This is a genomic window from Sorangium sp. So ce385, assembly GCF_051474135.1.
GTDB lineage: Bacteria > Myxococcota_A > Polyangia > Polyangiales > Polyangiaceae > Sorangium > Sorangium cellulosum_D.
The window spans coordinates 10,485,033-10,505,230 of sequence record NZ_CP150337.1; the positions used below are offsets into that span (position 1 = coordinate 10,485,033).

Sequence of the window (20,198 nt, forward strand, 5' to 3'; positions counted from 1 at the left end):
GCCCCGCGCGCGGCGCCGTGGGACGTCTGCACCATGCCCTCTCGCATCGCCCGCCGCCCCGGGCCGGCGCTGCTGCTGCCGCTCCTCGCCGCGCTCGTGTCGATCGCGTTCGCGCTCCCGGCGCGGGCGTGGGTCGAGGTGCACGTCGCCGGCGACGACGTGCGGCTCGCGATCGACCGGGCCGGCGCCGCCACGGTCGAGCACAAGGTCACCTTGAAGATCTCGGGCGGGCCGCTCCGCGCGCTCGACATCCAGGGCGTCGACCCGGACGCCGAGCTCGATCCGGGCAGCTACGCCGCGCCCCTCAAGGCCGCGGAGGCGGGCTCCCTCGCGTCCGCGACGCCGGTCGCGCTCGAGCTCCTGCCGCCCGACCTCCGCCCGCGCGAGGACGGCTCGCGCCGCCCGGCGGCGCTGCGGGCCCGCTTCGACGGCAGGGGCCTGAGCCGCGGGGTGTTCGTGCTCTTCTTCCGCTACCGCACGGACCTCATGAAGCGGGGGCTCATCCAGCTGGACGGCCCGAGCGCCCGCATCGCGTGGACCGGGCCCCTCTGGGACGACGGCTACGACTCGGCGCGGCTCACCGTCGCGGTCCCGGCCGCGCCCGACGAGCCGCGCGTCGACGAGGCGCCCGCCGACGCGGCGGGCGAGCCCTCGGCCGACGGCGCGCTCGCGGCGCCGTCGACGCTCTCGACGCTCCGCCGCTCGGTCGACAAGGACGAGCTCGAGCTGCTCCGCCCGTACACCCCGAAGGCCGAGCCGATCCGGTGGGCGATCCGCGCCGACGCGCGCGCCTTCCAGCCCGAGCCCACCGCGGCGCGGCCCGGCGCCGACGCCCTCGGGCGGCTCTCGGACGCCGCGGCCTCGAGCCCCGACCCGAGCCGCACCCTCTACCTCGCCGCCGGCGCGGCCCTCTTCGCGCTCTACAGCGCCCTCGTCGCGCTCAAGGCGCGCGAGCACGAGCGCCTCGCGCGCGCCGCGGGCGCGATGCCGCGGCCCCTGGTCCCGATCCCGCTCGCGCCGCGGGCCGCCCTCGCCGGGCTCGCGCTCGTCGCGGGCGTCGCCCTGGAGCTCCTGCTCCGCGACGGCACCGCCGGCGCCGCGCTCGTGGCCGCGGCGACCGCCCTCGCCGCGCACCGCACCCCCCGCCCGGAGCGCGCCGCCGCGGCCCTGCGCCGCCCCGGCAAGTGGCTCCCGGTCGCGGAGACCGAGGCCTTTCGCGAGCCGCCGCGGGTGCGCGGCGTCTACCTCGACGTCTCGACGCGCGCCGGCAAGGCGCTGCTCGCCGCGCTGCTCGCGGCGCTCGGCGGGGGGGTCTACGCGGTGGCCGGCGCCTCGCCGTACCACGCCCACCTGCTCGCGCTCGACGCGACGGCGCTGCTCGCGATCTTCTGCACCGGCCGCCTCGCCGAGCTCCCCGCCGACCCGGCGGCGCGGCCGGTCGCGTTCCTGCGCGACGTCGCGCGGCGCGTGCGGCGGTCGCACAAGGCGCCCCGCCCGGCGGCCAAGGCGCCCGCGAGCACGGCGGCCAAGGGGTCGGCGCGCGCCGCGGCCAAGGCGGCCACGGCGTCGGAGCTCCGCGTGGTCGGCCGCCTCCGCATCCCGGACGGCAGCCCCGACGCCGACGAGCTGCGGCTCGGCCTCTCGCCGCGCGCTGCGCTCCCCGGCTTCGTGGCGATCGAGGTCGGCGTCGTCTACGCGCCCGGCGCCGGCGGCGCCATCGGGCTGCCCGAGGTCCTGCTGCGCGTCGCCCCGGGCTCGCCGTGCGAGCGCGCCGTGGAGCGGCTCGCGAAGAGCGGCCGGTCCTCGCGCGGGCGGCGCCCCGGCGAGCGGGTGCTCGCGTTCACGCCGCGGCTGCCGACCGCGCAGATGACCGCGGCCATCGCCGCCGCGCTCGTCCGCGCCGTCTCCACCCCGCCCGCGGGCGCCACGCCGACCAGGCCGCAGGGCGCCGGGGCGCCCGGCGCGCCACGCACCCGGCGCAAGGCGGTCTCCGCTGCAGCCTAGCTCCACCCACCAGGAGTCCGGCCAGGGATCGGGAGAGAGTTCAAGGATCAGCGTGGCTCAGAAGCTGACCTTGGCGAGGAGGGTGTCCTGCGCTGTCGCGGCGACGAGCGTGCTGTCCCCGAGGGTGATCGAGCCCGCGAACTGGCCGGCGATGACGGCCGCGCCGTCCGCGGAGACGGCGAGGTGATCCAGGCCCTGGCCGCCCGCGTCGCCGTAGCTCTCGCTGAAGACGACGTCGCCGTCGGGGTCCAGCCTGGCGAGGTACATGTCCGTGCCGCCGGAGCTCGTGAGCCCGCTGCCGCCGAGGTCGAGCGTACCGGTGAACGAGCCCGCGAGGACGACGTTCCCGAGCCCGTCGGCCGAAAGCCGCAGGCGCTGCACCGGCGAGACGTCCCGGCTCCAGAGGGGGGTCGCCGCGCCGTCGAGCTGGCTGACGCGGCCCTGGCCAGGATGGACGGTGCTGCCGAGCACGGCGTTCCCCGACACGTCGAGGGCGAGCTGCCAGGTCTCCTCGCCAGTGCCAACGCAGGTCCGGTCGAGCTCCTCGCCGGCGGGGCTCAGCGTCATCAGCTCCGCGCAGCCCTCGCGGATGTCACCCTCGGGGAGGTACTGGATGAAGATCGCTCGCCCGACGGTCACGATCTCGCCGTTCTCACGCGTGGCCACGTCGTCGAAGCGGACCTCGTCGACGCGGCGGTCGCCGACGGTCTTCTGCCATGTGAGGGTCCCTGTCGCGCCGTCCAGCTTGCGGACGAAGCCGTCGCCCGCCCCCACAAAACTGTGCCGGCTCGAGCCCGCCACGAACACGTCTCCTGCGGCGTTCATCGCGACCGCGTCGTTGAACTCGTCGTACTCGGCTCCGCGGGAGTCGCGGAACTCCGTGATGAAGTCGGTGTTCCACAGGAATCCGCCTGACGGGTCGAGCTTCACGATGCGGTGATAGTGCTCCAGGTAATATCCGCCCAGGCCCCCGACGTCCACGGCCTTGGTGAACCACCCGAGCAGGGCGATGTTCCCCGACGCGTCCGTGGCGATATCGCGGGCCGCGTTATCCTGGCCCTCGAAGGTGCTCGCGAAGACGACCTCTCCGCTCGGATCGAACTTCGCGACGAACGCCTCGGGGCCGCCGCCACGGGGCAGGAGCGGGCCGGCGCCGAAGTCCACGGGGCTCGAGAACGAGCCGGCGATGATGGTGTTGTCGAAGGCGTCCACGGCGACGGCCGTGATCGAGACGCCGGAGAACTGCTTGACCCACTGCGCGGTGATCCCGGACACGCAGTCCCAGCCGCCCTCGTTCACCTCGCCGTCGCAGTCGTCGTCGACCGGGGTGGCGCACGACTCCGGCTGCGGGAGCGCGTCGCCCTCGCACGGCCCGACGCTCGTGCCCTGCGCGTCGCAGAGCGCGGTGCCGGAGGCGCACCCCCCGACGTCCGCGGTGCCCGGCGGGCCGGAGTAGCACGAGACGCGCTGGTTGGGCGGGCAGACGCAGCTCGCCCCATCCTCGTTCACCTCGCCGTCGCAGTCGTCGTCGATCGGGGTGGCGCACGTCTCCGGCCCGGGCAGCACCTCGCCCTCGCAGGGGCCGATCTGGATGCCATCCGCCAGGCAGCGCGCCGCGCCGCCGGCGCAGCGGCCGATGCCCTCGGTGCCGGGAGGGCCGGAGTAGCAGGGGACGAGCTCGCCGGGGACGCAGGCGCAGCCGGCACCCTCCTCGTTCGTCTCGCCGTCGCAGTCGTCGTCGACCGGCGTGAGGCAGGTCTCCGCGGCCGGCAGGACCTCGCCGACGCAGGGGCCAAAGCCGCTGCCGTCGTCCCTGCACCGCGCCGTGCCGGCCTCGCAGGGGCCGACGCCGAGCGCATCGCGGTCGCCGGAGTAGCAGATCACCTCGGTTCCCGGGACGCAGACGCAGTCGGCGTCGTCTCCGTCCGCCACGCCGTCGCAGTCCTCGTCATCTGCCACCGAGCAGTCCTCCGGCGCCGGCAGCACCTCGCCCTCACAAGGGCCGTGAGCGGTCCCGGACTCGTTGCACGTCCGAAGTCCGGCCGTGCAGCGTCCGACGCCCTGCGTGCCCGCCGGTCCCGAGTACGGGCAGGCGACCTGGGAGCCGGGAGTACAGACGGTTCCGCCGCCCCCCTGGCCGCCGTCACCGCCGTCACCGCCGTCACCGCCGTCGCCGCCGTCGCCGCCCGCTCCGCCGGAGCCCGAGCTGCTCACGCCGGTGTCGCCGCCCGCTCCGCCGGAGCCGCCGCCGCCCCCGTGGCCATCGTTGTTCGGTGCACACCCGGCCACCACGCCGAGCAGGACCGCCACCCACCGCCCCCGTCCGGGCGAAGCAATACCTTTGTCGAAGACCGTCGATCGAGCCTCACCTTTCGGCATACGCTCTGTGATGCGCGCGTGCGCGGAGCCATTCACGGCCCACCCGTACCAACCGTGGCCCCTCCGCCGGAGCCCGCGACGACGCCGCCGCCGCCGCCGCCGCCGCCCGTGCCCGCCACCGCCGGCTCCCCCGCGGCGCCGCTCCGTGCTCTGCGCGTGCGCGCAGCCAGCCCGAGGCAGTACGCCCCCATGCGACACATGCGCGCACCGCCACAGCACGCCTTCCATGCGCACGCCTTGCGCGCAGGAACACCTTGCCAGACCGACAAGACAATAAATCGCAGGCCGCTCCACTCGTTCCCATAGCGAACGCCGACCCGAGCATGATAGTCTCGCGATAATCGTCTTTATCTCCAACGCCGGCGCTGATACGGATCGAATCATGCATGGGTCGGCGCTCTCGCCGTCTCTGCAGCGAGAGCCGAGCGGCCAGTCGACGCTCGCGACCTTTTGAGCCCGGGAGAGAAACGCTGGTGTCCGGTCGCACGGCATCTTTGCGCGTGGTCGACCGGTCCGGCGGAGCTCTGCTCTGGCATCGTCGTCCTCTTTTGATGTCGGCTGTCCTCGGACAGGACCCGCGCAGACCGGGAGCGATCATGGCAAGAAGACGCGTTATTCCCACATTCACTCTCCCATCGCTGTCCGCGTGCGCCGCGCTCTGCGCCTCTCTCCCCGCGGGCGAGGCGGCGGCGGCGTACCGCTTCGACGCGACCGAGGCGGCGTTCGACGCGACCTACGCGGCCGCGCCCATCGACGTGACCGGCGTCGTCGTCGACGAGGCGGGGTCGCCGATCGCGGGGGCGGAGGTGACGGCCGTCGGCTGGGGGAGCGGCGCGGTCAACGACGGCGAGCTCGCCTTCACCGACGCGGCGGGCGCGTTCACGCTGGCGGCGCTCGCGCGGCGCTCGGTGCTGCTGCGCGTCGAGGTGGACGGGTACTACACCGAGCTCGTCCCCGCCGACCTGCACCGGCCGCTCGCCGCGGCCTCCGCCGGGGTCGGCCGCGTCGTGCTGACCGAGCAGCGCGCGGGCCGCGCGCGGATCCTCGTGGGGGGCGACACGATGTTCGGGCGGCGCTTCATCGACAGCGACGCCGATGGGGTCGAGGGGGAGGCCGGCGACCTGATCCGCCCGGACACCCGGGAGGCGGACGCGCTCGGCGTCCTCTCCTTCCTGCGCGACGTCCTCTCGTCGGCCGACTACACGCAGGTGAACCTGGAGTCCCCGGTCACGGCCAACCCGGCGACGCCCCACCCGTACAAGTCGTTCACGTTCTTCTCCTACCCCGAGGCGGCCCGGGCGCTCGCGCTCTCCGGCGTGGACGCCGTGAGCCTCGGCAACAACCACATGTTCGATTACATGGAAGGGGGCGTCGCCGACACGCTCATCCACGTGCCGAACGCAGGCCTCGACTGGTTCGGCGCCGGACCAGACGAGACGACCGCGAAGGGCACCGTGCTCTACCGGACGATCCGCGGCGTCGACGTGGCCTTCCAGGGGTTCAACCAGATCGTCAACGACGGGTCGACCGACGCGGCGTACACGCTCACCGCCTCCGACGGGCCCCCGCCCAAGGCCGGCGCCCTCGAGCTCGGCCTCGCGGAGATCAGCGACTTCATGGAGGAGGACGCGGTCGGGCGCTTCGGCATCCCGGTGCTGCACGGGGGCATCGAGTACAGCGATTATCCGTCGTCCGGCATGCGGCGGCGGTTCGTCCAGCTCGTCCAGAAGGGCGCCGGCATGGTCGTGGCGCACCACCCGCACACGATCCACGGCGTCGGGCTGTACGACGCCGGCGCCGGGCCCCGCTTCGTCTTCATGTCGCTCGGCAACATGGTCTTCGATCAGGACGTCTTCGAGACGTACCAGTCGTACCTCGCCGCGGTCGACATCGACGAGGACTCGAGCGGCAACCGCGCGGTGCACCGCGTCCAGCTCATCCCGTTCCAGAACGAGGACTACGTCCCGAAGCTCGTGGGCGGCGCGTGGCTCGGCCGGGCGATCCGCCACATCGGCCACCTCTCCACGACGCTGCCGGCGGCGCCGTCGTCCGGCGAGGCGGCGGACGGCCTGACCGGGGCGGTCGTGTTCGCGAGCGGCCCGCGGGCCGCCGCGGTGAGCGATCCGTCGCAGTACACGACGAGCGAGCGCGCCGAGACGCGGAGCGTGCCGCTCAAGAGCCGCGCCACGGGGCCCGTCGAGCACCTGCGGTCGGACGAAGCGGACTCGCTCGCCGCCCTCCGGACGAGCGCCGCCGCGAGCTGCGATTACGGCCGTGAGATCATGCTCTACGGCGACTTCGAGGACGGCGACGTCGACGACGTCTTCCACGAAGGCTCGATGTGGTCGATGAGCGAATTCCGCTACATCCAGAACAGCGTGGTCCACGGCGGGACCGGCGCGATGGTGTTCCTGCGCAAGTCGACGAGCACCACCGAGGCCTCGACGTACATGAACAACCGCGTCAAGTTCGATCCCGGCCGCAAGCTGACCTTGACCGGGTTCCTGAAAGGCGACAACGCGGGGCAGATGCGCGTTCAGGTCTACTGGTACACGACCGGCGGGGCGAGCGTGTCGAACAGCATCGTGCTCACGCGCGCGGCCGGCACCTACGACTGGCAGCGGTTCACGGTCGATCTCACCCCGCCGTCGAACGCGGGCTCCGTGCGGTTCTATTTCCGGGCGGCAGCGCCGGCGAGCGGCGAGGCCGCCGCGTTCCTCGACGACGTGTCGCTCATCGAGTGGGAGGGCACGGTCGCCGACGCGTCGCTCGGGTTCACGTTCCCCACGCCGAACAGCTGGAGCTTCGCGCGCTGCACCGCCGTGGATCCGGCGCTCACGAGCCTCGGCGTGACGATGACGCACCGGTCGTACGCGCTGGCCGCGGCGACGCCCTGAGGCCGCCGCCGCGGCGCGGGGCGGGAGCTCGGGGCCGCGCTCGGCCCAGGCAGGCGCGCGGGGGTCACCTCGACTTCCGTGCTCTGCTTGGATAGCATGAGCGCGCGGCGCTGCGCCGTGGACTCGACACCTGCCCTGCGCTCGCGCGCCACGGACTCGGCCTCATGAAGCCATCGCGGAAATCATCGGTCCTCGCTCCTGTGCTGGCCCTCGCCGCGGCCCTGGCCGGCTGCGGCTCGGACCCGGAGGGCCCAGAGCTCGTGTGGCCGATCGGGGGGACGGACGAGCTCCAGCCGATGTCGTCGAGCTTCGGGCCCCGCCTCCAGACCTCGCGCGACGGCGTCTACGACTTTCACCGAGGCATCGATATCCCCGCCCCGATGGGCACCCCGGTGTACGCGGTCGCCGACGGGAAGGTGACGCGCGCGGGCCGCTACGACGATTTCGAGGACGTCGTGGTGCAGATCGAGCACTGCGACGCGCCGGGCGCGTGCTTCTACAGCACCTACATCCACCTGACGATGCCGCTCGTCGAGGCCGGCGATCGGGTCGGGCGCGGAGAGCACATCGGCTACACCGGCCTCGCCGCCAGCAGCCTGTTCCCCCACCTGCACTTCGAGATCCGCGACGGAGGGACCGAGAAGGTGTATTGCGTGCACCCGCTCCGCTTCCTCCCGACGCCGGCCGGCCTGCCGCCGGCGCTCGCCGTGCGCCGCACCGACGAGGACTCCACCGAGAGCGTCACGGCCGAGGTCGAGGTCACCCTGCCCGGCATCGCGCCGGGCCTCATCGAGGTCGCCGCCGCGACGGAGCGCCGCTCGACCGGAGAGGTCATCGAGGAGCGGATGTTCAACTACGACGAGTGGAACCGCCAGTACACCGCGGAGGGAGACGCCGCGATCATCGACGAGCAGAGCCTCGGGGGCATCCGCATCGAGCCGGCGAAGTTCAACGCGCAGTCCTCGGCGTACGTCATCGCGTTCCGCTTCAGCAACCTCGACGGGACGACGTCGGCGGACGATCTCCGGATCAGGGCGCGGGCGCGCGACGTGAACGGCCACGTCGTCGAGGCGAGCGCGCCCTGAGCCGGCGCGGCGACCGGCTCAGCCCTCGCCGACCAGCGCCGCCATGTCCGCGGGCAGCGGCGACGTCACCACGAACGCGGGCACCGCGTCGCTGCCGCCCCAGCCGATGTGGTGCGCGTGCAGCGCGTGGCGGCTCAGCCCCTCCACCGCGGGCCCGCCGTAGAGCGCGTCGCCGGCAAGGGGGTGCCCCACCGACGCGAAGTGCGCCCGGATCTGGTGCCGCAGCGCCCGCGGGGCGCGCGCCTCGACGAGCTCCCAGAGCCCCACCTGGCGCACGCGCTTGTACATCGTCGCCGCCGGCCGCGGCGCGTAGCGCGCCACGTCGCGCGGGTGGATGCACGGGTAGACCCGCTTCTTGTCCTTCGGGTGCGGCGCGAGCGGCACCTCGATCGAGCCCATCTCGGGGAGATCGCCGATCTGGCAGATCAGCAGGTAGCGCTTGTCGAGCCGCCCCTCCTTCAGCCCGGCGACGAGCGCCGCGAACGCCGCGGGCGTGCGCGCCGCGAGCACGAGGCCGCTCGTGTCCGTGTCCAGCCGGTGGCACAGCCCAGGCTCCCGCGGCGAGAAGCCGATCGCCGCCATCTCGGGGTACCGCGCCACGAGGGCGTTCGCGAGCGTCCCGCGCTCGCCCGGATCGAGCGGCGCCGTCGGCACGCCGGCGGGCTTGTTCACCACCACGAGGTCGTCGCGCTCGAGCACCACGTCGAGCGGCGCGCCAGGATCCGGCGTCGCCGCCCCGGAGGCCTCGGTCGGCTCGACGTCGACCTCCAGCACCTCGCCCGCCGCCGCCACGTCGCCCTTCGACGCGCGCCGGCCGGCGCCGCTCTTCCCCACGCCGAGCACGCGCACGCGCCCCTCGGAGAACAGCCGCTTCGCGCCCGCCCGTCCCAGCCCGGGCAACAGCTGCACGAGCAGCTTGTCGAGGCGCGTCCCTGCATCCAGCTCGGTGATCGTGATCTTCATAGCTCCTACGGAATCGCCCCCTGCCACCCGAGGCCGAGCGCGGGCGCTCGCCGGCTCCCGACCACGCTCTCTCCTATCACTCCCAGCATGGGCAGGCCGAACCGGTTCCACGAGGGGCCCGCGCTGCGAGCGCCCGCCGCGGCCGGGCGCGTCACGCACCACGCGACCCCCGCCCCCAGCAGAAACCCGCCGGCGGTGGCGCCGACCCACGCCCGCTGCTGCGCCTCGGTCGGCGCGTCGAAGACGAGCGGGCTGGCGAGCGCGGCGGCGCCCAGGCCGCCGAGGAGCGCGCCGACGTCGACCGTCAGGACCTCCGACGCCGTGACGTCGAGCTGCGTCGCCGCCGCGGCCGCCGCGAGCCAGCCGAGCGCCGCGCCGTAGCCCATCCCCGCGATCGGCGTGCGCTGCACGTCGCCCCGCGCCGCCCACTCGACGAGCCCGCCCAGCATGAGCCCGAGCCCGCCGCCCGACTGCGCGAGCAGCGCGCCGCCGTCGGACATGCGGCCCAGCGAGAGCCCCATGGCGGCGAGCGTGATCCCGGCGGTCCCCCCGACGAGCCCGGCGGCCCAGCGCTCCTCGCTCGGATCCTCGGCGTGCTCGGCGAAGCGGCCCTGGTAGATGAGGTGGCCCGCGATCGTCGGCCACCAGGTGCCGGACCCGAGGTACCACGCGTCGGCCACGCCGACGTCCCACTCCTCGGCGATGATGATCGCCCCGCCGAGGCCGATGCCGGCCCCGACCGCGAGCAGCGGGTAGAGCAGGCGCGGATCGTCCGAGCCGCTCGATCGCTGGATCGAGAAGCCGACGAGGCCTCCGTAGAGGGTCGCGTTGGCCGCGAGCGTCGCCTTCCCCAGGCTGCGCGCCGGCGTGGCGAGGCGCCCGCGGCACCGCTCGGCGCACGGCGCGTCCTCTCCCGGCCGGGGCGACGACGCGGCGGCGCCGCCGTCGAGCTCGGCCACGAGATCGCGGAGCATCACCGCGGCGCGCACCGCGACGTCGTCGCGCGCGACGCGCTCCACGCGCACCCGCAGCGAACGCGCGCCGCCGGACGCGAGCGCCAGCCGGAGCTCCACCTCGTCGCCGCGCAGGTCGAGGCTCGGCGCGATGAAGAGCCGGTCGCTCGAGCGCGCGCGCTCCAGGAGCTCGGCCTCGTCGAGCGGCGATCGCGAGGCGGCGCGGCCTTCGAGATCGACCGACAGGCCGAGGTCCTGCGCCGTGTCCGAGAGGAGCCCGTCGAGCGCGCTGGCGAGCGGCGCGGCGCGCTCGGCGGCGTCGGGCGCGAGCGCCGTCGGGAGCACCACGGCCGCCCGCGCGGGCCGCGCAGGCCGCCCGGAGCCCGCGCGCTCGACGGGCGGCGCGGCGCGCGCAGGCTCGGCCGGCGCCGGCAGCGCCGCGGTGAACGCCGCCGCGAGCGCCAGCGCGCTCGCCAGGCCGCGGAGGTGCCGGGGGTCGATCATGGCGTCGATGCTCCGGCCCCGGCGGCGCGCGCCGCGGTGCCACCGCCGCACGGGGCGTCGATCAGAACATGAACGTGCCGCTCGCGAAGAGGTCGAACGTGTTGCTGTCGTTGACGTAGAAGCGGCGGCCGACCGCGTTGATGGTCGGGCGGTAGTTCGGGTTCGGGCTGCCCGTGACGGTGAAGGTGCCGTCGTTGTTCTGGCGGCGGCAGGGCCCGGCCGCGCCGATGCTGTCCTTGTACTGCGAGTTGCACGGCTGGTCGCCGCCGATGCCGTGCCCCTGATCGTGGCGGAAGCCCGCGCCGAGCTGGAACTTCACGAGCTCGGCCGCCCTCCACGTCACGCTCGCCGACGCGCGGTACGAGCCGTACGGCTGGATGTCGCTGAGCCCCGTGAAGTACGTCCGCTGCGAGCCCTGATCGATGACCGACGGCGCGCACGCGCGCGGGTCGCCGCTCCGGCAGGCGGCCACGCTGTACGCGTCGTTCTCGCGGAACGCCGCCCACTGCGGCTGCCGCAGCGTGGGCACGTCGCTCGAGCCGAGCGCGTCGAACAGCTCCGAGTAGTCGCGCCCCTCGGAGTGGTACTCGCCGGTGAAGCGCAGGTCGAACGTGAGCCCGGTGAACTTCTCGCGGTTCTCCCAGGGGATGATCATCACGCCGAGCATCACGTTGCCGACGAGCGGCGGGTGGTTGACCAGCGACGTCTTCAGGTCGGTGAGGCCGTAGTCGCTCGACTCCTGCTGGAACTCGAACAGCGCCTTGAACCCGCCGTACGGCTCGACGTACTTGATCCGCTTCGACAGGTACGTGTGCACCTCGAGGCCGATCGTGCCGCGCGAGATGCCGGGCTCGCGCTGGGCGATCCGCCCCCCCTCGAAGCCGCCGTCGGCCTGGCCGTTCCGGTTGATGTCCGTCGGATCGGCGCACTTGACCTGGCCGCTCTTCGGCGACTCGGTGCAGGCGTGCATCGGCTCGCTCACCGGGAAGCGCCCCTCGACGCCGAACAGCCAGGTCGGCTTCGTCCGATCGCGCGCCTGGTTCATGATGTTCACGTCGAGGCCGACGGCGAGGTACTCGATGCCGCTCCGGTTCGGCGACTTGAAGGGCAGCGAGAACAGCTGCTCCCCGGGCGCCCCCGCGAGCACGACGCTCTGGTGGTCGGCGCTCCCGTCGAGCCCCGTGAGCTCGCGCGAGTGGTTCAGGATGAGCGGCATCCGGAGGTAGAGCGCCAGGTCGCGGTAGAGGCCGACGTCGAGGCGCATGTTGAACTTCGAGGTCGCCTCGCTGTAGCTCGCGACGTTGAGCAGGTTCGACGTGTAGCCGCCCGTCGACAGGCCCGGCTGGGCGATGTGCGTCTCGCGGCGGATCTTGGCGCTCTTCGACGCGTGCTCGAAGCCGAAGCTGAAATTCAGATCGAAGGTGTCGCCCTCGTCGAACGCGTCGACGACGCTCGTGATCTCGCCGGTCTCCATCATGAGCCGCGGCTCGGTGGCGCTCCGCGGCTCGTCCGCGGCCGCGGGGGACGCCGCGAGGACCGCCGCCGCGGCGACGGCGAGCGACGCGAACGCCGAGCCCCCAGCCATGCCGATGGCGACGCGAGCGAGATGGCCTTCGCAGTACCTTCTGCCGTGCATGCTCATGGTTATCCGTCGGACGGACGCTACCGGCCGGGGTAGGAGGGTGTCAATCTGCGAATCGCTCGCCCGGCATGCGCGGCGCCGCGGCGCCCCGCCGGTCGCAACGATCGGCGCAGCCGCGGGCCCATCGCCGGCGGCCGCGGGCCCATCGCCGGCGGCCGCGGGCCCATCGCCGGCGGCCGCCGACAGCCGCGGCGAGCGCGCTCCGTCCGGCGTGTCGGGCCGCGGCCAGCCGCGGGGCGGCGCCGCGGGCGCGCGGATCAGCGGGCGGACGAGCGCTCCTCGGCGGCGAACGGGCTCTTCCCCTCCTCGCTGTCGGGGAAGATCTCGTTCGTGATGTCCTCCGCGGCGAGCTCCTCGCGGGCGGTGGTCAGGTCGCGCGACGTCTGGTCGAGCCGGTCGGCGAGCACGCCGAGGAACTGCCAGAGCAGCTTGACCGCGAGCTCGTGCTCCTTGCGGAGGATCTCGAAGAAGTCGGCGCGCCGGACGGCGATGAGCTCGCTCTGCTCGACGGCCGAGACGGTGGCCGAGCGCGGCGCGCTGCGGATGAGCGCCATCTCGCCGAAGTGCTCGCCCGGGCCGACCTCGCTCAGCACGGCGTCGCCGCGGACGATCCGGACGAGGCCCGAGAGCACGATGAACAGCTCGTCGCCGCGATCGCCCTCGCGCACCACGACCTGGCCGGGCTCGAACGAGAGCACCTCGGCGACCTGCATGACCCGGAGCATCTCGCGCTCGTGGAGGCGCGCGAAGAGCGGCATCTTCGCGAGCACGTCGCGCTTCAGCGCGAGCAGCCGCGCGCGGACGCTGTCGCGGTGATCGCCCGCGCCGAGCCGCACGAGGACGGCGGTGATGTTGTCCTTGCCGCCCTTCCTGTTCGCGAGATCGATGAGGCCGTTCGTGGCGACCTCGCCGTTCTCCTCCTCGAAGAACGGCTCGAGCTCGGCGGTGTGCGCGATGTACCCGTGGAGCCCGTCGGACGCGAGGAGGAACTGATCGCCCGGGAGCACCTCGATCGTGAGCGTGTCGACCTCGACGCGCTCGTACACGCCGACGGCGCGCGTGATCGCGTTCTTCTGCGCGACCTTCTCGATCTGATCGCGCGTGAGCTTCCCGCGCTTGATGAGCTCGTTGTAGACGGTGTGGTCCTCGGTGACCTGCTGGATGCGGCCCTCGCGGAGGAGGTAGATGCGGCTGTCGCCGACGTGGGCGATGTAGCCGTGCGAGCCGGCGATGAGGAGCGCGGAGAGCGTCGTGCCCATGCCGCGCTTCGTCGCGTCGGCCTTCGCCTCCTCGTGGATCCGCGCGCACGCGCGCTGGACGGCGTGCTCGAGCAGGCTGAGGACCTCCTTCATCGCGGCGCGCCGCACGTTGCTGCGCGCCTGGTTCTCGATGAGGTCCCGCTCCTTCTTGAGCTCCTCGTGGATGATGCGGACGGCGAGCGCGCTCGCGACCTCGCCCGCGGCGTGTCCGCCCATTCCGTCGGCAACCACAAAGAGCGCGAGCTTCTTGTCGACGAGGTAGTTGTCCTCGTTGTGGTCCCGCATGCGGCCGACGTCGGTGGCCGCATAAAACCTGATGTTTTCGGACAGGCCCATCGGTTCGGGCAGGCTACCCGAGGGCGCGGGAGGAAATCACTAGCGATTGCGCCCGCCGCGAACGGGACGACCGCCTCCCGTGGATCTCGCGCTCGCCGCGCCGGGCGTCGCGCTCGCCGGGCCTCGCGCTCGCCGCGCCCGGGGCGTGCCTGCGCCGTCGGGAGGCGCTCGGGGTGCGGGTGGGGAATCGACCGCGTGGCCGCGGCTGCGAGCGGCGGTACATTCGGAACGCGTAGAATGGGAGGCTCGATGCGGCTGGTCCTCTTCGATAACACCGACGTCGGGTGGGGCCGCGCGCGGCGGGCGAGCGGCGCGCCCCGCCGGCGCGACGGCGCGGACCTCGCGCGTGGCGCGGCCGCCGAGGCCGCGGACCTCGCGCGCGGCGCGGCCGCCGAGCCCGCGGACCTCGCGGTCCTGGGCGAGGCGGTGGGCGCCACGATCGGGCTCTCGCCGATCTGGCGCGCCGGGGCGCTCCTCCACCGCATGCGGGGCGCGGCCGACGCGTGGCTCGCCGCCTCGAGCTGGGCCGAGGCGCTCGGGTGGGCGGCGCGGACGGCGCGCGAGCGCGGCCGGAAGATCGCGTCGCTGCAGGCCTGGGGCCACGGCGGCTGGGGGTACATGCGCCTGGGGGCGACCCGGCTCGACGAGGCCGCGCTCCGGCCGGGCTCGCCGCTCGACGCGGCGCTCGACGCCCTGCGGGCCGAGCTCGCGGGGCCCGACGCCCTCGTGTGGCTCCGCTGCTGCAGCGCGTTCGGCCACACCGGCCAGGCGTTCGCGCGGGCGCTCGCGGGCCGGCTCGGCTGCCGGGTCGCGGGGCACACGTACATCATCGCGTTCTATCAGAGCGGGGCGCACTCCCTGCGCCCGGGCGAGACGCCGTCGTGGGATCCGCGCGAAGGCGTGCGCTTCTCCGGCGGGGAGCCGGCGGGCGCCCTGTGGTCGTCGCGCGCGGCCCCGAACACCGTCTCGTGCCTGACGGCCGATCTCCCGCCGGGGTATTGACGTCCGCGCGCCCGCCGTGCGGGCTGGGCCGCGCCCGCGGCGCCGCGCGCCCCGCCGGCGCTCGACCCGCTTCGTCGCGCCGGCGTACCCTGCCGCCATGACGCCGCCCGACGCGCAGCGCGCCCGCGCGCTCGATCTGCTGAGCCGAGGAGACATGGCCGGCGGCATCGCCGGGCTCGAGGGGTACCTCGCGGGCGCGCCGGGCGACGCGGGGGCGTGGCTCGCGCTCGGGGCGGCGTACTCGGCGGAGGGCCGCTGGGCGGACGCGGCGACGGCGCTCGCGGCCGCGGTGGAGCGAGGCGGCGGCGACGCCGAGGCGCGCCTCGCCTACGCCCGCGCGCTGGTCCGCCTCGGCCGGCTCGACGACGCGGCCGCCGAGCTCCGGCGGGGCGCCGCGATCGAGCCGCCCGACCCGCGGGTGCTGCGCGAGCTCGGGGTCGTGCTCTACGACGAGCGCCTCTACGACGAGGCGGCGCGCTGGCTCGCGCGGGCGTGCGAGGCGGCGCCGGACGACGCGCGGGCGGCCTTCGCGCTCGGGCTCGCGCACGAGGCGCGGCGGGACATCGCGCCGGCGATCGCGGCGTACCGGGAGGCGGTGCGGCGCGCGCCCGCGTTCGCCGACGCGCGGCTCACGCTCGCCGACGCGCTCGCGTCGATCGGGGAGCACGAGCAGGCGCTCTCCGAGCTCGAGGCGCTGCTCGCAAGCGCGCCGGGTCACGAGCGCGCGGCGAGCAACCGCGAGGTGCTGAGGCGCGCGCTCGCCGAGATGCGCGCGCGCCGGCTGCTCGGCAAGACGGAGCGGGAGCTCGCGCGGTCGGCGCTCGTCGTCGAGGCGCAGCTCAGGCGCCGCGAGGCGCTGGCGCCGCCCGTCCCGGTGGAGGGCGGCGGGGCGCGGCGGATCGTCCGCTACACGGCGCCGCTCCTCGAGCTCCACGTGACGCTCGACGCGGGCGGGGGCCCGGGCGGCGGCGCGATCGAGGCGCTGCACCTCGCGCTGACCGATCCGGATCGCGCCGCGCGCGCCGAGGACGACGTCTTCAAGGTCACCGTGATCGGCGAGGGCGGCCGGCAGGCGCCCGTGAGCTACGCGACGGGCGCGTCGCTCACGTTCCTGCGCGAGGCGCTCGGCTGCCCGATGACGCAGGCGAGCGCGCTCTATGCGTCGCTGCTCAAGGGGAGCCCGTCGCTCGACTGGGGCGGCGCGACGCTGCGGTTCGCGAGCGTCCCGGGCACCGCGGGGAGGCCCGGCGGGGAGCGGCACGGCATCCTGGTCAGCCGGCGCAGCTAGGCGGCCGATCGCCGGCGGCCCTCGGACGAGGAGCACGTCGCGCCGCGTGTCCGCTGGCGCGGACGCGATCCTCTCCTGGAGACGGCCCCGCGTCCGCTCGGAGAGACTCGAGGCCGGCCCCGCGGCGCGCCGCGCTGCTCCGCGCGACCGGCACGTGGGTTGCTGCTCCAGGTGGCGCGTCGCGAAGGCGCTTCGCGACGGGGTGCGGCGGCGCTGCGGCCGGCCGCGCCGGTGTTTGCCTGAGCCATCGTCATCAAAGGAGAATCCCATGTCGAAGAGCCTGACCATCCGCGCCTGGAAAGACGCGAGCTTCCGCGCGAGCCTGAGCGAGTCCCAGCGGTCGGCGCTCCCGCAGAACCCCGCGGGGGATGCCGACCTCAAGGCGGCTTCGCTGGCGAGCCCGCCCGCGCCGGGCACGAACCAGCCGACGCTGACGATCCTCAGCACCATCTCGAGCTGGTGCTGCGGCTGATCCCTCACCCGCCGTTCCGCCACTGACACGCTGCTCCAGGGGGCCGGCGCGTGGTCATCCGCGCCGGCCTCCTGTTCGACACGCCTTTCCCTAGAGGAGAGTCCGATGCCATCGGCGCCCATCCCGACCGATCCATGGCCGCGCGCGGCGTTCTTCTCCGAGACGATCCCCGGCGGCGGGGATCCGCCGGCGGAGGATCGCGACGCCCCCGCGGCGCGCGCGCGGTGCGAGCGGTGGAGGGAGCGGTGCTGCCTCGATGAGGAGCGCTTTCTCCGGCGGCTCTCGGCCGAGGGCTTCGACGCGTCGTCCTTCGGCCGGCTGCTCGCCGTCCGAGAGGCGCTCCGGGAGGACGCCGGCCCCGCGGCGCAGCCGGGCGAAGGCGCGCCCGGCTGGCAGGCGCTCCTCGACGACGTCCTTCGAGGGTGGGACCGCCTCTGCGAGGAGGACCGCGATCTCGCGCGCGAGCCCGCCGCGCCCTTCGCCCCGGCCCTCCACCCGTTCATCGCTCACGGCCTCGGGCGGATCGAGCGCTCCCTCCCGCCGATCCCCGGCCTCGATCTCCGCGAGCGCTCGCTCCGTCGCGCCCTGTTCCAGGAGCTCGCGCGTCGCCTCGACCGCGCCTGCCGGCGGGTCCTCGTCCTCGAGCTCAACGTCGCGCGCCTCGAAGAGCGCCTCGACGGAGAGACGGCCGAGGCTCGGTTTCAGCATTATTGCAGCCTCCTCGGCCGCCGTGCGGAGTGGGAGAAGCTCCTGTCCGAATACCAGGTCATGGCGCGCGCGATCGCGACGATCACGGCGCAGTACATCGCCGCGGTGACCGAGCTCTTCACGAGGCTCGCGGCGGACTTTCGCGCGATCCAGGCCGCCTTGCTCCCGGACGCGCGGCCGGCGAGGCTCATCGACGCCCGCGGGGGCGTGTCCGATCCGCACCGGGGAGGGCGGAGCGTGTGGATCCTGGAGCTCGCGCTCGGAGAGGACGAGCGGCGGGCGCGGCTCGTCTACAAACCGCGATCGCTCGCCGTGGACGCCTGCTTTCAAGGGCTCCTCCGGTGGGTCAGCGATCGATCGACGCTCCCTCCCTTCCGGACCCTCCGCATGCTCGAGCGAGAGGGCTACGGGTGGGTCGAGTTCGTGGAGCACGAGGCGTGCGGATCCACGGAGGACGCCGCTCGGTTCTACGTGCGGCAGGGGGCGTTGCTCGCCCTCCTGCACGTGCTCCGGGCCGTCGACATCCACCAGGAGAACGTGATCGCGAGCGGCGAGCACCCCGTCATCGTCGATCTGGAGACGCTGCTCCACCGCGAGAACGAGGTGAAGGAGGAGGATACGGCCCGGTCCTCGGCCGTCCGCAGGCTCGCCGCGTCGGTGGTCCGCGTCGGGTTGCTGCCGCAGATGCTCTTCGGCGACGAGGGCGACGCGGGCGTGAACCTCGGCGGCCTCTCCGACGCAGGACCGCAGCAGACGCCGTTCCCGGTGCCGTCCTGGGATGGAGTCGCCACCGATGAGATGCGGCAGATCCGGAAGGTCGCCACGATCGCGCCGGCGCAGAGCCTCCCGCGCGTGGGGGGCGAGGCGATCCCGGCGACCGCGCACCTCGCGGAGCTCACCGCGGGCTTCGAGGCGATGTACCGCCTCCTGTGGGCCCGCCGAGAGGAGCTGCTCTCCCCGGAGGGGCCGCTCGCGCCCTTCGCCGCCGTGGAGACCCGGCACCTGCTCCGGCCGACGCTGTCGTACGCGCGGATCCTCGGGGACGCTGCCCACCCCGACCACCAGCGCGACGCCGTCGACATCGAGGCGCTGCTGGATGTCCTGTGGTTGATGGACAGGGAGGCGGCGCGCCTCGATCGGGCCATCGGCGCGGAGAAAGAGGATCTCCGGGGAGGCGACATCCCGCGCTTCACCGCGCGCCCCGGCTCCTGCGATCTGTGGGACGGCCGGGGCCGGCGGATACCGGCCTACTTCGCCACGGACGCCATGGCGGAGGTGAGGCGCGTCATCGAGGCGTTCTCCAGCGAGGAGCTCGCGTGGCAGACGTGGCTCATCCGCGCTTCGATCGAGACCCTGCGCCCGGCGCGCGGAGCGCGCGACGCGGCCGTCGCGGCGGCCTGCGAGCGCGACGAGGGCTCACGATCGGGCGCCGACGAGCGCCGCGGACGCCTCGCCGAGGCGCTCGTGGCGGAGGCGCGGCGCATCGGCGAGCGGCTGCTCGAGACCGCCATCGTGGGGCCGCGCGACGTGACCTGGCTCGGCGTCGGCGGGGAGAGCACGCGGCGGACGCTGGCCCCCGTGGGGTCGGACCTCTACGACGGGACCGCCGGGATCGCCTTGTTCCTGGGCTACCTGGGCCATTTCACCCAGGAGGCGCGGTTCTCGACGCTGGCGCGGCGCACCGCGGAGGGGATCGCGCGCGCGATGGAGCGAGAGGGGGCGCGATTCCCCGCCCGTCTGGGCGGCTTCGAGGGCGAGGCGTCGCAGCTCTACGCGCTCGCGTGCCTGTCGCGGCTCCTCCGCGACCCCGGGCTCCTCGAAGGCGCGCTCGATCATCTCCACGGCTTCTCGCGCCTGTGGCCGGGCGACCGGCGCCACGACATCGTCGGCGGCGCCGCGGGGACCCTCCTCGCGTTGCTCGCGGTCCACGAGGCGTCACGCCGCCCGGAGGCGCTCGACGCCGCCGTCGCGGGCGCGGAGGCGCTCTGCGACCGGGCGGGCGGCGACATCCTGTCTCTGGGGTCGCCTGGAGAGCCTCCGCTGCTCGGCTTCTCTCACGGAGCTGCCGGCATCGCGTACGCGCTCTTCGCGCTCCTCGGAGCGCTCCGGGCGCACGGCCACGACGCGCCCGTCCAGCGGATCCGCGCGCTCGCGGACCGGGCGCTCTCGTACGAGCGGGGGCACTTCGATCCCGAGCAGCGCAACTGGCCTGCTTTCCGCGCCGCGCGTGCGTCCTCCTTCAAGGTCGCGTGGTGTCACGGCGCGCCCGGCGTCGCGCTGGGGCGAACGCTCGCGCTTCCGCTCCTGGACGACGCCGAGGTTCGCAGGGAGATCGAGGTCGCGGTGGAGACCACGCTGTCGCGCGGCATGGGGGAGAGCCACGTCCTCTGCCACGGTGATCTCGGGAACCTGATGGTGGTCGCGCGCGCCGCCGACGCCCTGGATCGCGCCGACTGGACGGCCGAGGTCGCGCGGCACACAGCGCGAATCCTCGCCGAGATCCAGCGCGGGGGGACGATCCTTGGGCGCGGCCTGAAAGACGCTGTGCCGAACCTGCTCACCGGGCTCGCCGGCGTGGGGTACGGCCTCCTGTACCAGGCGCATCCGGAGGCGGTCCCGCTGGTCCTCGGGCTCGCGGGCGCCGCGTCGCCGGGGTGAGCGCCCGCCTGGTGGTGTATCCCCGGCGGTCGTCCAGACCCGCCCAGC

Annotated in this window: 12 protein-coding genes; 7 read left to right on the forward strand and 5 right to left on the reverse strand. The window is 74.4% G+C overall.

Annotation, left to right across the window (positions count from 1 at the left end; all coding sequences use genetic code 11):
- Nucleotides 1–33: 33 nt before the first annotated feature.
- Nucleotides 34–2,004: a hypothetical protein gene (locus WME83_RS38380; protein WP_437314665.1), complete on the forward strand. Its 1,971-nt coding sequence runs from the start codon at nucleotides 34–36 to the stop codon at nucleotides 2,002–2,004.
- Between the two features lie 57 nt (nucleotides 2,005–2,061).
- Here WME83_RS38380 and WME83_RS38385 read toward each other — a convergent pair whose 3' ends face one another.
- A complete protein-coding gene (locus tag WME83_RS38385; protein WP_437314666.1) occupies nucleotides 2,062–4,314 on the reverse strand; it encodes a hypothetical protein in 2,253 nt (750 codons plus the stop codon).
- Between the two features lie 665 nt (nucleotides 4,315–4,979).
- On the opposite strand from WME83_RS38385, the gene WME83_RS38390 reads away from it, so the two are divergent.
- On the forward strand, nucleotides 4,980–7,280 hold the full coding sequence (locus WME83_RS38390) for a CapA family protein (RefSeq protein ID WP_437314667.1): 2,301 nt from the start codon (nucleotides 4,980–4,982) through the stop codon (nucleotides 7,278–7,280).
- Between the two features lie 164 nt (nucleotides 7,281–7,444).
- Nucleotides 7,445–8,365: a M23 family metallopeptidase gene (locus WME83_RS38395; protein ID WP_437314668.1), complete on the forward strand. Its 921-nt coding sequence runs from the start codon at nucleotides 7,445–7,447 to the stop codon at nucleotides 8,363–8,365.
- A gap of 18 nt (nucleotides 8,366–8,383) precedes the next feature.
- On the opposite strand, the gene WME83_RS38400 is transcribed toward WME83_RS38395, so the two are convergent.
- The 4 genes from WME83_RS38400 to WME83_RS38415 all read right to left on the reverse strand — a co-directional run bounded on the left by WME83_RS38400 (nucleotide 8,384) and on the right by WME83_RS38415 (nucleotide 14,022).
- The gene (locus WME83_RS38400) at nucleotides 8,384–9,328 is read right to left on the reverse strand and encodes an RluA family pseudouridine synthase (protein ID WP_020739540.1); all 945 of its coding nucleotides are present in this window, start codon (nucleotides 9,326–9,328) and stop codon (nucleotides 8,384–8,386) included.
- A 5-nt stretch (nucleotides 9,329–9,333) separates the two neighbouring features.
- Nucleotides 9,334–10,785 carry a hypothetical protein gene (locus WME83_RS38405; protein WP_437314669.1) on the reverse strand — a complete coding sequence of 484 codons (1,452 nt, stop codon included), beginning with the start codon at nucleotides 10,783–10,785 and terminating at the stop codon, nucleotides 9,334–9,336.
- Nucleotides 10,786–10,846: 61 nt separating this feature from the next.
- A complete protein-coding gene (locus tag WME83_RS38410; RefSeq protein ID WP_437314670.1) occupies nucleotides 10,847–12,421 on the reverse strand; it encodes a hypothetical protein in 1,575 nt (524 codons plus the stop codon).
- A 263-nt stretch (nucleotides 12,422–12,684) separates the two neighbouring features.
- Nucleotides 12,685–14,022 (reverse strand): Stp1/IreP family PP2C-type Ser/Thr phosphatase, encoded by a 1,338-nt coding sequence (locus WME83_RS38415; protein WP_437314671.1) that lies wholly within the window; start codon nucleotides 14,020–14,022, stop codon nucleotides 12,685–12,687.
- Between the two features lie 249 nt (nucleotides 14,023–14,271).
- Here WME83_RS38415 and WME83_RS38420 point away from each other — a divergent pair, with 249 nt between their 5' ends.
- From WME83_RS38420 to WME83_RS38435, 4 genes are all read left to right on the forward strand, one after another.
- A complete protein-coding gene (locus tag WME83_RS38420) occupies nucleotides 14,272–15,024 on the forward strand; it encodes a hypothetical protein (protein WP_437314672.1) in 753 nt (250 codons plus the stop codon).
- 97 nt (nucleotides 15,025–15,121) lie between these two features.
- A complete protein-coding gene (locus tag WME83_RS38425; RefSeq protein ID WP_437314673.1) occupies nucleotides 15,122–16,312 on the forward strand; it encodes a tetratricopeptide repeat protein in 1,191 nt (396 codons plus the stop codon).
- 268 nt (nucleotides 16,313–16,580) lie between these two features.
- Entirely contained in the window at nucleotides 16,581–16,784 is a 204-nt protein-coding gene (locus tag WME83_RS38430; protein ID WP_437314674.1) for a mersacidin/lichenicidin family type 2 lantibiotic, read from the forward strand.
- Between the two features lie 105 nt (nucleotides 16,785–16,889).
- On the forward strand, nucleotides 16,890–20,150 hold the full coding sequence (locus WME83_RS38435; protein WP_437314675.1) for a type 2 lanthipeptide synthetase LanM family protein: 3,261 nt from the start codon (nucleotides 16,890–16,892) through the stop codon (nucleotides 20,148–20,150).
- The last annotated feature ends 48 nt before the right edge of the window (nucleotides 20,151–20,198 follow it).

Bases quoted from the DNA above. Each gene is read 5' to 3' on its own strand.
- WME83_RS38435 (WP_437314675.1), top strand. From the start codon at position 16,890: ATGCCATCGGCGCCCATCCCGACCGATCCATGGCCGCGCGCGGCGTTC.
- WME83_RS38425 (WP_437314673.1), top strand. From the start codon at position 15,122: ATGACGCCGCCCGACGCGCAGCGCGCCCGCGCGCTCGATCTGCTGAGC.
- WME83_RS38400 (WP_020739540.1), bottom strand. From the start codon at position 9,328: ATGAAGATCACGATCACCGAGCTGGATGCAGGGACGCGCCTCGACAAG.
- WME83_RS38390 (WP_437314667.1), top strand. From the start codon at position 4,980: ATGGCAAGAAGACGCGTTATTCCCACATTCACTCTCCCATCGCTGTCC.
- WME83_RS38405 (WP_437314669.1), bottom strand. From the start codon at position 10,785: ATGATCGACCCCCGGCACCTCCGCGGCCTGGCGAGCGCGCTGGCGCTC.
- WME83_RS38395 (WP_437314668.1), top strand. From the start codon at position 7,445: ATGAAGCCATCGCGGAAATCATCGGTCCTCGCTCCTGTGCTGGCCCTC.
- WME83_RS38380 (WP_437314665.1), top strand. From the start codon at position 34: ATGCCCTCTCGCATCGCCCGCCGCCCCGGGCCGGCGCTGCTGCTGCCG.
- WME83_RS38415 (WP_437314671.1), bottom strand. From the start codon at position 14,022: ATGGGCCTGTCCGAAAACATCAGGTTTTATGCGGCCACCGACGTCGGC.
- WME83_RS38430 (WP_437314674.1), top strand. From the start codon at position 16,581: ATGTCGAAGAGCCTGACCATCCGCGCCTGGAAAGACGCGAGCTTCCGC.
- WME83_RS38420 (WP_437314672.1), top strand. From the start codon at position 14,272: ATGCGGCTGGTCCTCTTCGATAACACCGACGTCGGGTGGGGCCGCGCG.
- WME83_RS38410 (WP_437314670.1), bottom strand. From the start codon at position 12,421: ATGCACGGCAGAAGGTACTGCGAAGGCCATCTCGCTCGCGTCGCCATC.